This window comes from Heyndrickxia sp. NPDC080065, from assembly GCF_050281185.1.
Classification (GTDB): domain Bacteria; phylum Bacillota; class Bacilli; order Bacillales; family Bacillaceae_C; genus Heyndrickxia.
The window spans coordinates 16,662-30,641 of record NZ_JBNNWS010000025.1; the positions used below are offsets into that span (position 1 = coordinate 16,662).

General features: G+C 34.7%; 11 protein-coding genes, 1 pseudogene and 1 riboswitch. Of the genes and pseudogenes, 9 read left to right on the forward strand and 3 right to left on the reverse strand.

Going from position 1 to position 13,980, the window contains the following annotated elements; genetic code table 11:
• Positions 1–152: 152 nt before the first annotated feature.
• Positions 153–1,346, forward strand: coding sequence for a YhgE/Pip domain-containing protein (locus ACQKP0_RS22685; RefSeq protein WP_427408132.1), 1,194 nt, complete (start codon positions 153–155; stop codon positions 1,344–1,346).
• 357 nt (positions 1,347–1,703) lie between these two features.
• Positions 1,704–1,817 (forward strand): annotated as a pseudogene (locus ACQKP0_RS22690) (Lrp/AsnC family transcriptional regulator); the annotation flags it as partial.
• Between the two features lie 23 nt (positions 1,818–1,840).
• Here the strand turns inward: ACQKP0_RS22690 and ACQKP0_RS22695 are convergent.
• On the reverse strand, positions 1,841–3,121 hold the full coding sequence (locus tag ACQKP0_RS22695) for a Na+/H+ antiporter NhaC family protein (protein WP_427408092.1): 1,281 nt from the start codon (positions 3,119–3,121) through the stop codon (positions 1,841–1,843).
• 111 nt (positions 3,122–3,232) lie between these two features.
• Positions 3,233–3,340: riboswitch (SAM riboswitch) on the reverse strand.
• Between the two features lie 374 nt (positions 3,341–3,714).
• On the opposite strand from ACQKP0_RS22695, the gene ACQKP0_RS22700 reads away from it, so the two are divergent.
• Both ACQKP0_RS22700 and ACQKP0_RS22705 read left to right on the forward strand, forming a co-directional pair.
• Positions 3,715–4,254: a sigma-70 family RNA polymerase sigma factor gene (locus ACQKP0_RS22700; protein WP_427408093.1), complete on the forward strand. Its 540-nt coding sequence runs from the start codon at positions 3,715–3,717 to the stop codon at positions 4,252–4,254.
• Entirely contained in the window at positions 4,235–5,236 is a 1,002-nt protein-coding gene (locus tag ACQKP0_RS22705) for a DUF4179 domain-containing protein (protein WP_427408094.1), read from the forward strand. Before ACQKP0_RS22700 ends, ACQKP0_RS22705 begins: the two co-directional genes overlap by 20 nt.
• 214 nt (positions 5,237–5,450) lie before the next feature.
• Here the strand turns inward: ACQKP0_RS22705 and ACQKP0_RS22710 are convergent, their stop codons facing one another.
• The gene (locus tag ACQKP0_RS22710) at positions 5,451–7,190 is read right to left on the reverse strand and encodes an MFS transporter (RefSeq protein ID WP_427408095.1); all 1,740 of its coding nucleotides are present in this window, start codon (positions 7,188–7,190) and stop codon (positions 5,451–5,453) included.
• Between the two features lie 27 nt (positions 7,191–7,217).
• A complete protein-coding gene (locus tag ACQKP0_RS22715) occupies positions 7,218–7,721 on the reverse strand; it encodes a helix-turn-helix transcriptional regulator (RefSeq protein ID WP_427408133.1) in 504 nt (167 codons plus the stop codon).
• A gap of 364 nt (positions 7,722–8,085) precedes the next feature.
• Between ACQKP0_RS22715 and ACQKP0_RS22720 the strand changes: the two genes are divergently transcribed.
• The 5 genes from ACQKP0_RS22720 (at position 8,086) to ACQKP0_RS22740 (ending at position 13,859) form a co-directional block, all read left to right on the forward strand.
• Entirely contained in the window at positions 8,086–8,637 is a 552-nt protein-coding gene (locus ACQKP0_RS22720) for a GNAT family N-acetyltransferase (protein WP_427408096.1), read from the forward strand.
• 72 nt (positions 8,638–8,709) lie between these two features.
• On the forward strand, positions 8,710–9,534 hold the full coding sequence (locus ACQKP0_RS22725; protein ID WP_427408097.1) for a DUF4037 domain-containing protein: 825 nt from the start codon (positions 8,710–8,712) through the stop codon (positions 9,532–9,534).
• Positions 9,535–10,147: 613 nt separating this feature from the next.
• Entirely contained in the window at positions 10,148–12,016 is a 1,869-nt protein-coding gene (locus ACQKP0_RS22730; RefSeq protein ID WP_427408098.1) for an acyltransferase family protein, read from the forward strand.
• A 486-nt stretch (positions 12,017–12,502) separates the two neighbouring features.
• The gene (locus tag ACQKP0_RS22735) at positions 12,503–12,850 is read left to right on the forward strand and encodes a PadR family transcriptional regulator (protein ID WP_427408099.1); all 348 of its coding nucleotides are present in this window, start codon (positions 12,503–12,505) and stop codon (positions 12,848–12,850) included.
• Entirely contained in the window at positions 12,837–13,859 is a 1,023-nt protein-coding gene (locus ACQKP0_RS22740; RefSeq protein ID WP_427408100.1) for an HAAS signaling domain-containing protein, read from the forward strand. The genes ACQKP0_RS22735 and ACQKP0_RS22740 overlap by 14 nt, the downstream gene beginning before the upstream one ends.
• Positions 13,860–13,980 lie beyond the last annotated feature (121 nt).

Consider the following 13,980-nt stretch of genomic DNA (forward strand, 5'->3'; position numbering starts at 1 on the left):
TTTCAACACATTCAGAAGAAGTGTCGGATATACGACACATCCATTATTTCTGATCATTGATAAGTGTTTTATCAAAAATTATAATTTGAAGTGTAATAAAACAACACGTTGTTGATTATTATATCTAAAAACATGGAGGGAAGGAAATGAATATTTTTAAGAACAAACTGGTAATGTTATCACCCATCATTGCATTAGCAATCATATTTATTTTTTCACTAACACTTTTTCCATCAGTTCAACCCCAACCTAAAAATTTGCCCGTTGCCATTGTGAATGAAGATGAAGGAGTGAAAATTCCTAATCAGCCAAAAATGAATATGGGGAACACGATTGTGGACATGATACAAAAAAATTTGAATACAACAAAGGATGAAGATCCTGCTGTGAAATGGGTGGCAGTAAAAAGCAAAGAGGAAGTACGAAAGGGATTAGATAACCAAAAGTATTATGCAGCATTGGTCATTCCAAAAGATTTTAGTGCTAAGCAAGCATCGCTCCGTACGCCCACACCATCTTCGCCTGAAGTTCAAATATTTATAAATCAAGGCATGAATACGATGGCTTCTACGATGGCAGGTCAGATATTGAATGGTGTTGTTGACAATATGAACAACAATGTCCGTACCCAACTACTTGATGGATTTGAAAAGCAAGGAGTAACTTTAACAGCAAAACAGGCTTCTAAATTAGTAGAACCTATTGCAAAAAAAGTAACAAATGTTAATGAAACTGGAACGAATAGTGCAAACGGTAATGCTCCTGTTTCCTTATTCCAGCCACTATGGATGGCAATTATGGCAAGTTCCGCTATTATCTATATCGCTTTTAGCAAATTATCGATTACTAGCCGAAAAGAGAACCTTGCAGCAAAGATGATTCAAATATTAATGGGTGCGATTGTTGCTCTAGTAGTTGGATTTGGATTAACTTGGATAGCAGATGGGTTGGTAGGATTAAATATTCCGAAATTTACAGATACAGCCTTGTTCCTTTCGATTACTTCATTTAGCTTTTTCCTAATGATATCAGCTGTATTTTCTTTGGTAGGAATTAAGGGAATACCTGTCTTTGTCATATTACTTTTCTTTGGTGCACCATTACTTTCAATGGCTCCTGAAATGATGTCTACATTTTACCAAGATTGGGTTTATTCTTGGTTGCCAATGCGATTTATGGTAGCAGGTCTACGAGAATTGTTCTTCTTCGGTAAAGGATTGTCCTGGAATACACCTATTTCTATCCTTGTTTGGATTGGAGTAGTGGGCATGGTAATCATACTAGGTTCTGCATTAAAATTAAATTCAGTAAAAGAGAAAACGCAGAACCAGAGTTTAGAGGGCTAACTATAGCATGGGTCATTTAATTTAAGATAACACAAGTCTGATAAAGAAAAATGATTGAATTTATAACATGGAGAAGCCGTTTTCTTAATGGGAAAACGGCTTTTTTAATAAGGCTCTTTTCGTATAAATTGTTGTTTTTAGACTATAAACTTAGTCCGTTGATTTCCGCTCCAGACACTTGCTTTCCGCGGGGAGGGATGGGAGCCTCCTCGGCGTTACCGCCTGTGGGGTCTCCCACTTCCCTCTTTTTCCCGCAGGAGTCAAGTGTCCTCCGCTACAATCAACTTAGATTGTTAATAAAATATCACTAAAAAAGCAACAACCTTTACGAAAACAGCCTTTAATAAAAAGACTGTATTGAGTCAGTTTGTGAGAAAATTAACCAAGTTAGGAATATCCAGGATTCAAACAAATTTGTCTTTACGAGCTATAAAAAATACAACTGCTTTCCCTATAGAGAATAACAGGTGATTACACTTTTAAAGTAGTGAAGTTCAGGCTTTATTTTTTGTCGGGTATCCGATGAGGATAGCGATGATTCCGCATATTCCTATGAGGATTGGATAGAAAGAGTATTGCAGGATGCTCACTGGCGATATTCCGGCTACGCTTGCGGCTGCCAGGAATTGGGCCCCGTATGGCAGAAGGCCTTGGATCGCACAGGAGAAAATATCTAATATACTTGCGGACTTTCGCGGCTCAATCCCATACTGATCAGCAATATTTTTTGCAAGCGGGCCGGCAATTAAAATAGCAATCGTATTATTGGCCGTCGATAAATCAGTTAGGCCCACAAGACCGGCAATACCAAATTCAGCACCCTTTTTCGATTTAATCCTTCGTGTCGCAAGGTGAAGCAGAAAGTCAACTCCGCCATTAAATTTAATAACCTCCACCATTCCAGCTATTAATATCGCAAGAAAGGCGATTTCATACATGCCTGCCATTCCTTCGCCAATCTTTTGCAAAAGGCTCATTAAATGATAGCTGCCATCCGCTAAGCCAACAGCCCCGGCGAGAACAATCCCTAATGCCAGAACAAGGAAAACATTCATTCCAGCTAACGCAAAAATAATAACCAAAACATAGGGAATAATTTTTACCCAACTATAGCTCAAATGCTCTACTTGTGCCGTGTCACCCATTGTGATAACCCCTAAAATAATGCCCGTTATAATAGCTGCTGGCAACGCAATCCAAAAATTCACCTTAAATTTATCCTTCATTTGTGCACCTTGTGAACGTACGGAAGTAATAGTTGTATCTGAAATAAAGGATAAATTATCGCCAAACATCGAACCGCCAATAATCGCCGCCATTACTAAAGCCATGGGAAAATCGGTATGCTCGCTTATCCCAACTCCAATTGGCGCCAGTGCAACAATCGTTCCCATCGATGTACCCATTGACAGGGAGATAAAGCCGGCAATGATGAACAAGCCTACGACAAGCAGGTTTTCCGGAACAACCGATAAAGCAAAGTTAACAGTGGAGTCCACTGCCCCCATGCCTTTTGCTGCCTCTGAAAAGGCCCCAGCTAAGAGAAAAATAACAACCATCAGCATGACATTTAAATTTCCTGCGCCTCGGCAAAAAATATCAACCTTTCGCGCAAACGGTTCTTTTCGATTCATCGCTAGAGCCACAGCGCCCGAAATGGCAATGGCTACAATGACAGGAAAGGCATAAAAATCACCTGTAATAACTCCTGAACCAATAAATAAAATCAAAAAAACAACAAATGGGATCAGCGCCCATGGATTCCCTTTATTCATTGTTCTACCTCCAAAAAATAAAATAGGACACGTCTTTTATCCATATTTTGCCCCGAAAAAAAGGCCTCATCTTGAAACAACAAGAAGAGGCCTTATATCTATAAAACACTCATCTTATCTATCAAGCCTTTGCTTGCTGGATTTGGCACAGCAACTTAATCACTAAGTTCCGCTGCCGAGATCTCATCGGGCCAGTCCCTCCATCTCTCTTGATAAGAAGAAAAATATTATATTTTTTTGTCACAGCAAATAAAAGATTACATGATTTTTATTCCCTTATCAACAAAATTTTTATGGATATTTTTGGATTATGGTATAAAATCAAAATAATTTTAAGTTATTAACCGTAATCACAAAATAATTTTTTTTGAGCAAAAGAAAATTACATACGTAGAGGCTTATAAAAAGTTCTAGTTTGACAAGGAAATCTAATTTAGTGGAATAAAAAGTCTCTTGTTGTTCAACAATCGTCCAGATTCTTGAAAAGGTCGGAGTTCTTTTTTGTATTAGAGATCTAGATTTTACTTTCGTATTTCGTTTAAACTTTTTCTGAATAATACTGCTCTAATATTATGAAAGGAGTTATCAATAATATGGAAAATATCAATGTTGTTAAAAAAGCCATAAAAGGTGATGAGCAAGCATTTGAATTATTACTAAAACAAGAGAGCAGTAAACTGTATAGAACTGCATTTTTATATGTAGGGAATAAAGAAGACGCTTTGGACGTTGTCCAAGATACAGTTTGTAAAGCATATGAATCTATTGGCAAATTGAAAAACCCGGAATATTTTAGTACCTGGATTATTAGAATATTGATTCGAACCGCTTATCGGATACTGGAAAGAAATAAGAAGTTAACCACGATTGATTATGAATCTTTAGCCAATTTGCAGGACCACAAAGTCATCGAAATTCATCAGAACATCGACCTTGCTGATGCACTAAATAGTTTAAATGAAAATGATAGAACAGCCATCATTTTATTCTATTATCACGGCTTACCTATACATATGATCGCAACAATGATGGATAAACCTGAAGGAACAGTAAAATCCTACCTGAGGCGTGCCAAAATTGAATTGAAAAAGATATTGGGGGGAGAGAGCTATTATGAACAAAGAATGGTTTAATGTAAAAACGGAAAATATTGAAGTACCTGTGGATGAATTATTTACAGCAATCGATAAAGGTATCGAAAAAGGAAGACGGAAGAAAAAGAATAAAAAGAAAACAAAGTTAGCAGTCTCCATTACTTCCATAGCAGCTTCTCTACTATTGGTTTCAGGATTTGTATTTTCTCCAATGACAAAAGTTTTGGCGAGTGTTCCAGTAATAGGATCAATTTATAAGTCCTTTGATATGAAAATGGGAAAAGAGCTAGAAGCGAAAAATTTAGTAACAAAAATAAGTCAAACAGCTTCGGACAAAGGTATTACTATTACGCTAACGAGTGTTTATTATGATGGAATTTATATTGGAATTACATTTAAAGCTGAAGGAGAACCCTTGGCCAAGTTTGAAGAAAAATGTAGGTTGGTTTTAGACCAAGGTTTTTCGCTGTGGGAAAAAGGAATTTCGGAGTTTGACTACTATCTATATAAAATGGACGGAATGAAGTGGAGCGGTGGCGGGCGAGATTCGCATCTGCAAAAGGTTGGAGATTATTACAAAGGTGCAATGGAGATGCAATTTATCTATGAACAACTTCCAAAAGATTTTACCCTTCCGATTACTTTCGAGAATATGGGGGGAGTAAAAGGTAATTGGCATTTTGAAATACCGGTTAAGCAGCTTCCGTTAAAAACACTAACATTCGAAAATAGTACATCTCAAGACGAAAACTATTCCTTTACGATGAAATCAATGATAATTGGTAAATCGAATATACGATTAGATTATAAAACAAGTATTCCAATGGATTTTTTAAACTTTAAAATTATCGATGATAAAGGAAATGACTTATCGGAAGCACTACGATCATTGGGTTCTGACTCGGCTATATTTGAAACCGGAATAGGAGATACTAAATATTTAGTGATCTATCCTCAACATAGAGGGTACCTGAAATATATAGATTTAGAGCCACTGAAGGTAAATGTGCAAGATAATTAAGAGGAAGGTGTTTTTTGCTTATTTTCAAAAGTTTTTTCCACATCGGGCGCGATTGTGAAGCAAGTAAAAAGGATGATGCATATTAGTCGTGTATAATATATATCATCCCTTATTTTTTATGATTTTTTACGATTTAGTTTTGATAAAATCATTTAAACTACTTTATAAATCGTTCATAACTTAACTTCTTTACTAAATTTTGAAGTTAATATTTCTATACATTTAGTTTGTTACTCTTATCGACTTTAAGTTGTCTATTACGAAAAATAAAAGCGACTAAACTACAGAGCAAAATAATTGGTACACTCGCTTTATATAAATCGGTAAAACTTACTGCCATCTCTTTTTCAGCGTAATGAGTGATATCATCTGAGAATGCACCAACTTCTCTCTTTATGTTCTCAATCTTTTCTTCAACCGCTTCCGTTACTTGCTTCGTAATTTCTAACCGTTTCATTTCTCTATATTCTAATGGAACTTCATTTAGGGCATTATTTACTTTCTCTCGAATCATGCTTTCTTTTTGTTTCTGACTTAAGCCAATTTGATCAGTTCCTTGATTCTTTTCTATATTTGATTCTAAGTCTTTATTTTGTATTCTTTTCTTTATTCCTTTTAATATTTGAACTTGCTCCGCTTTATCAACATGAAGCTCATGCACTTTTTTTTCCGCATAGAGATATACATTTTCTTTATTTTCAGCTAAATTATGAGTTAAGCCTGAGACAAAAATAGCCACTGCTAATACAATACCTATCTGTCTTAACATAGACACAACACTTTGGGAGGCGGTTAACAATTCTCCTTCAAACGAGGAGGCTGTTAATATAGTAATTGGCCCAATAACTAAACCATAGCCAACACCCAAAATCATGCACGGAACGATAATTTCTTTACTAGTTGAATGAACGCCTATCATTTGTAAACAATAATATGCAAAACTCATAACCATAAATCCTACTAATATAACCGGAACCTTGCCAAGCTTCTTCATAACTAGTGAAGCAAATGGAGAAACTAAAAATATCATCGCAGAAATAGGGGTCACTAAAAAAGCTGCTTCGATTTCTGTTCGGTGTTGTATCTTTGTAAGAAAGGTCGGAAGTAAGACAGTTACACCAATTAAAAACAAATTACTTAGTATAACTACAATAGAAGCTCCAACAAAAGTTCGATCTTTAAATAGCTGTAAATTTATCATCGGAGATTTAACTTTTCTTTCCACTAAAATAAATAGAATGAAAGAAACAACACTAATGATATAGCAAATCCATGCAAAGTTACTCTGCCATCCCCAGGTATTCCCTTTAACTAGAACAAGTGTGGAAAAGAAAATGGCGATACTGGAAAGTACTAATCCAGTCCAGTCAATTTTAGCTGTTACTCGTTCTTCATTTCTTATTTCTAACATAATGAAACATAGTATAATACCAATGATACAAAAGGGTATATTCACAAAGAAAACCCATCTCCATCCTAAATTTTGTGTAATAACACCTCCTATTACAGGTCCTATGGCTGCCGATAGCCCTTGTGTCACCCCTAAAATACCGAGCGCAATATGCCTTTTTGCCATTGGAACTGCGGATACCCCAATTACCATACTGGTTGGAAATAAAATGGCTGCTCCTGCACTTTGTATGAAACGAGAAAAAATAAGAAAATCTCCCGTATGTGCAAACGCACATAACGCAGAACCAACTCCAAATATTATTAATCCCATAATATATAATTTTGCCTTACCAAAGATATCAGCGATTCTCCCTAGTGGTATCGCTAATACTGCAATAGACATCGTATATACATTCAATATCCAAGACATTTTCTCCAATGATGTGTTCACATCAGCCTGTATTGCTGGCAAAGCAATATTCATAATTGTCGTATCAATCATACACAGGAAAATACCTAAACACATTAAGAAAACAATTTTGATTCCTTTCGATTGTTCCATAACTATCCCCCTTTCTAACAAGCAACATTACTTTTCATCTTTTTTTTCTCGCATTATAAGTTGTGCTAATTTATTTTTTAATGTTTCAACTTGCGCAGTATAAGACGCGATCCCGAGATCTAATGATATTTCTTCCGCAAAAGTGATGCCATCCTTCCACTTTTCATATTTCAAACGGAGATCTGTAATATACGCTTCTTTTCTCTCAATTTCTTCTTCAATCCACTTTTTTAACGTATTGGTATCACTATAATCCCCAAAATACATACGCATTAAAAAGTCAGAACGTAGAACATCCTTCTCTACATCTGTCTTCATATATTGATAAAATTCTTCTCTTCCTTCCTCTGTTATGAAATACATTTTTTTATTTGGCTTCCCTTCTTGCATTACAACCTCTTTTTTTATTTTCCCTTCTTTTTCTAACTGTTTTAAAGTTGGATAAATCATCCCAAAACTTCCATCAAAAAAATGAGTGAATACTTCTTCAAAAACAATTTTTATATCATATCCAGATAATTCTTTTTCCATGAGTAACCCTAAAACAACATCTCTTCCTTTCAAAATAAGCACCTCACACAATAAATATAATCAACAATCATATTAACATTGTTAATATGATTGTTGATTATACCCTTTACTCCTCCATTTGTAAAATGTAACCAATAAAGATTTTTATAAGCATCTGAATAAAGTTTTTGAACTTATACGAATCAGAATAGAAAAAATAATGAAAAATAATCAAGAATAATGTTACAATAAGTCCATAAATAGGAAAGGTGTGATAAAAATGAAAAACGTACTATTCAGCCAGGTGATTGAAAAGTAGAGATCGTTCTAATCTTCTTTTCAATCTATGAATCTTATAAAAATTAAATTTGAAAAGAGGATTTAAATGTATAAAGATAAGGAATTAGTTATTCGTCCGGTTCATGAGGGAGATTTATTAAGACTATGGGAGTTAATCTATAAAGATGATGCACCAGAGTGGAAAAAATGGGATGCACCTTACTTTCCTCATAAATCTATGCCTTTTGACCAATTCATGGAAAGTGCGGAAACATGGGTTGGTAAGGAGAATTTTTGGGTCATTACAGTTAATGAAGTCGTATGTGGTATAGTCTCCTATTATTATGAAGATGAACAAAAAAGATGGTTGGAAATAGGTATTGTTATCCATGAAGGTCATAATTGGGGCAGAGGAATTGGAACTCGTGCTCTGGAGCTTTGGATTAATCATATTTTTAACACACTACCCCTGGTAAGGGTCGGTTTAACCACTTGGTCGGGAAATGAACGTATGATTCGTGTCGGGGAAAAATTAGGCATGCAAATGGAGGCACGTATTCGTAAAGTACGCTTCTATGAAGGTAATTATTATGATTCAATTCGTATGGGTGTCTTAAGAGAAGAATGGGAAGCATTACATTCTCCTATTAAGAATTGAGTCGGAAAGACAAGAGTTGCGGGTTGCAGCTCTTGTTTTATTTAGGCTTAATAATTTTATTGGAGGTCCCAAATGAATTTAATACAGAAATCAAAAGAGATAGCAGAAGTTTATAAGCAAAACCCGAAAATTGAAGCGATTATTCTGGCAGGATCGGTTTCAAGAAACTTGCAGGATGAAAATTCAGATATTGAATTGCATATTTTGTGGTCAACACCGCCAGAAGATGAAGATCGAATGGCCCCTATTAAAAAGGTGGGTGGAACCATTTTGGCGTATCATCCTTATGAAGAGGAAGAGTGGTCTGAATCCTATCTAACAGAAGATGGGATTAAATTGGAAATAAGTAACTTTTTATCCTCAACAGTAGAACGTTTTATCTCCGATGTGGTGGACAAATACGAAACGGACTATGATAAACAATGTATTGTATCCTCCATTTATGATGGAGTAGGTTTATATGGAAAAGAAAAAATAATAGAGTTGAAAAATAGAGTTAGAGAATATCCTTTAGAACTTTCTAAACATATGATCTCCGAAAATCTTTGGTTTGGTAACCGTTGGAATAACCGAAAAGCTCTTTTAAAACGAAAAGATTGGCTGATGCTTTATGATGTCATCTGTGGGGTACAAAAGCAGCTGCTTGGAGCTTTGTTCGGCATTAATCAAATGTATGTGCATCACCCTGCATTTAAGTGGTTGCAATTTAATATTGAACAAATGAGAATTAAACCTATTAATCTCCATGATCGAATGGCTAATATTCTAATAGGAGACCCAGAAAACAGTGTAAAGGAATTTGAAGTATTAATTGAAGAGGTACTGGTTCTGGTTGAGAAACATTTCCCTGAATTGAATATTGATGAACAGAAGAAGTATATTGGGTTTGCGAAGTAAAGAAAAATTACAATCTTATTGAGTTGGGATTTTTCATTAAATTGCACTATTATGTAATAACTCTTAGATTTAAAGATTTTATGGATATATTTTTTAGTGCATTGAAGTATTTTACGTCGAAAATTAAACAATTTTATTTTAACCCCGTTCTAAAAATGAATGGGGTTATTATTTTAAAGTTTTTTAAAATAAATATCCCCTGACTTATTTACATTTCATTCATACTATAAGATTGTGAGCGGAAAGTAATTGAATGGGATAGCTGCTTTTCCCGGAAACGGATTCATAAGAGGGGGCACCTGCTCCAAGCAGTAGTATGATCTATAAGGACTGGACAAGAATCATTTTTACTATTTCCATATTTATTCAATCTTGCAACAAAATTATTACTAATGTTACAATTATGTTATGATAAATTATCAGATTATTACATTTTAATTACAAATGTAACGGAGGTGAGAGAAAAGTTAGTATAGCTTTTGTTACTACGATCATAAATCGCAAAAATTAAAAAAATGAGAATGGGAGTTTAGAAGAATGAAAGAAAGCATAAACATATGTTTAAGTTCACTAATGCATTTAGAATATTTCTTTAACAACAGAGGTAAACAACATGCCGAAGCCAACCAAAAGTAATAGTCGTTATATAGCAGGGATAGATGGTTTAAGAGGGTTGGCTGTCATTGCCGTGATTATTTATCATCTAAATAGCCAATGGGCACCTGGGGGGTTTTTAGGTGTTACCATCTTCTTTGTATTATCAGGTTACCTAATCACAGACATTCTTATTGCGGAATGGGATAAGCATGGAAAAATAAATATGAAAGATTTCTGGTTGCGAAGAGCTAGAAGATTACTCCCTGCTTTTTTTGTCATGCTCATTTTTGTTGTTGCATGGATTACGCTATTTGATCGGTCATTCTTAGTAAATTTACGTAATAATGTTTTTGCATCGTTATTCTATGTGAGTAATTGGTGGTTTATTTTTCATGAGGTTTCCTATTTTGAACGATTTGCACCTCCATCACCATTAAATCATCTTTGGTCGCTCGCTGTTGAGGAGCAATTTTACATTATTTTTCCGTTATTATTGATCGTAGGTCTTCGATTTATCCATAAACGTAGAACACTTGCAATCATAACCATTTTAATCGCATTATTGTCTGCTATAGCTATGGCGATATTCTATCAACCTGGTACAGATCCAAGCAGAGTATATTATGGCACAGATACAAGAGCATTCTCTTTATTAATAGGGGCAAGCCTTGCAATGTTATTTCCTAGTAGAAAAATGATTCCCAATATTTCGAAGAAAATCCGTAGAAGAATCAATCTCATTGGGACTGCTAGTTTTATAGTATTGATCTGTTCGATTGTACAAATAGATGAATTTAACGGATTTATTTATCGTGGGGGAATGGCTCTATTGTCCATTGTAACTGCATGCTTGATTGTAGGGATTGTTCATCCTGTCAGCTTTATAGGTAAAGCACTTAGTTTTCGACCATTGATCTGGATAGGTGTTCGATCTTATGGTATGTACCTATGGCAATTTCCTGTAATTATCTTATCTAGTCCGAGAATTCATACTGGAGAAGTAAATCCAACTTTACTCATTTTTCAGATTGCCTTAATCATTGTACTTTCGGCACTTTCTTGGTATTTTGTAGAAAATCCTGTCCGCCACGGTGCATTAAAAATTAGACATTTAAAAGACTTTTGGTTTGGAAATAAAACTTTGTTCCAGAGATGGGGATTAGCATTCGGAATTCTGCTATTATGTGTGGCTGGAGTAGGTCTTTTCTATCCCTCTTCTAGTTCAAAAACAACAAATGAGATTGAGTATATGATTACACATACAAAAGAAGTGAAACAAAAAGAATATGCCCAAAAACAGGAAAAAACAAAAATAAGTAAGAAATTTGATAAAATAATTGAAAACGATCATGTTACTAAGTCAAAGAGTCAAAGAGATAAAACAAAAGATCACTCAAAGCCTGTCACTGCCATTCCAAGTATTACAGCTATCGGGGATTCAATTCTTGTAGATGTGGCTCCGTATATACAAGAGCACTTCCCGCATATTGTGATTGATGGAAAAATCGGTCGTCAATTGTATGGTTCAGAAGATGTGATTGAGAACTTAAAAGCCCAAGGGAAATTAGGAGAAATTGTAATAGTTGAGCTTGGTACAAACGGTGCTTTTTCAAAGAAACAAATGGAGGCTGTTCTTTCATCAATTGGAAAGAATAGAAAGGTCTTTTTAATTAACACCCGTTTCCCGGATCCATGGGAAGGTAATGTGAATGACTTACTACGAACAACAGCATCGAATCACTCTAATGTAACACTTATTGATTGGTATAGTGAGAGTGCCGGACATAATGAGTATTTTTATAATGATGGAACCCATCCTAACCCCACGGGTGCAAAAGTATACACATCTCTTATTAAAAGGGCAATTTTGGGAGTATTAATGTAGACTTTAGTTATTATAGGAGGGTTTTTAATGAAGCAAGTTATTATTAATGCAATATATATTTATTGTGTCAATTCTTTTAATTTGGGGAATAAGTTTTAAAGCAACTTTAGATTCAACTTATATTATTATTTTTCTTGTAATCTCTTTAATACACACATCATTAATAATAGCCTTGCTATTCAAAAAGAAATAATCTTTTTAGTTAACATAACATCCAATTCAGGGAAATTCCGAAACCATTCAACACCCCGAATTCGGCCAAAGTCGGTCAATTTCGGGGTGTTTTTGTTTGGGGAAAAATCAAAAATCGATCGTGAGCTTCAACAATTGTAGGTAAAGTTCACTTTTTATGTGCATTATTAATAATTTTTTATCAATTTTAAATTTTATATCATTTTCAATTATTTTCGTCACAACAATAGTGTATGATACATAGTATAAAACAAATACTGTATGACATATAGTAATAAAAAATGAGGTGGGTGAATGAGTAATTTATTGAGTTCATTAACGACCGAGCTTAGAAGAGGAACGTTAACATTAGCGGTTTTAAGTCAATTGCGATCCCCACAGTATGGATATTCACTTGTTCAGTTATTGGAGGGATCAGGTATTGCCATTGATCAAAGTACTTTATATCCATTGCTGCGTCGATTAGAGAAACAGGAGTTGGTGTCGAGTAGTTGGGATACATCTGAGAGTAGACCCCGTAAGTACTATGTTTTAAGTGAGTATGGCTTAGAAATATATTTACAGTTAAAAGAGGAATGGATTAAGAATTCGAAAGAGCTTTATAACTTATTAAAGGGGGAGGAAGATGATGAATATAATTGAGATTTATATTCAGGAAGTTTCTCGAAGGCTGCCTGAGAAAAATCGTGGAGATATTGCCCTTGAGTTACGGTCAACTATAGAGGATATGCTGCCTGAGAATTACAGTGAAGAAGATGTAAAGGCGGTTCTTGAAAAATTAGGGAACCCAGTTACATTGGCTAGTGGTTATCGAGAACGGCCCATGTACTTAATTGGTCCACGATATTTTGATGTATATGTGACGCTGTTAAAAATGATTTTGCCGATTGCAGCTGTCATATCGTTAATCACGATGATTGCCAAATATGTCATTGGATTTAGTGAAGAACAATTAGATTTAAATTTCGTTTTGAGTCATATTGGTGAAGGAATATCGAGAATTATTTCAGATGGTATTCAAGTATTCTTTGAAGTTGGTATCCAAGTATTTTTTTGGCTAACACTTGTATTTGCTATTTTAGAAAGAACAGATAAAGGAAAAGATAAGCAGCCATTAACAGCAAGCCTTAAAAAATGGACGCCTGATGATTTGAAAAATATCTCATATATCCCTAAGAAAAAAGCGATTTCAAAGTTCGAAGTATTTGGAAATTTAATGTGGACAGCGATCTGGGCAACGCTTTATTTTTATGCGAATTATCTTCTTGGTGTATATAAAGAAGGTCGAAACGGAATCGAATTTGTGGCTCCAACTTTTAATCAAGATGTTTTGCTTCAGTATTGGCCAATCGTTGTTATTGTAATCGGTTTAGAAATAGCATTATCCCTTTATAAATTAATAAAGGGTCAATGGACTAAAAAGATGGCCATATGCAATACTGTCCTCCAGCTAATTGGAACGATTACATTCATTTTAATAATAGTAAATCCAAATCTACTAAACAAAGATTTCATTGCGTTTATGACGGATCTATTTACTATTACCGCTAATCAATTTAAAACCTGGATAGTTGGTTGTGGAATTTTCATCTATATGATATCTGCAGCAATCAGTGTATTTGATGGCTTCCGCAAGGCAAGAATTCGTTAATTCGTATTTACTTATTTATGAATACAAAGAAACTTAAAAATATATAAGTTCTGAAAGAATGTAAAATAATGTATTTAAACTAAAGAGGGTAAGAGTTATATAAGGTGGTGCTGCTGCAACA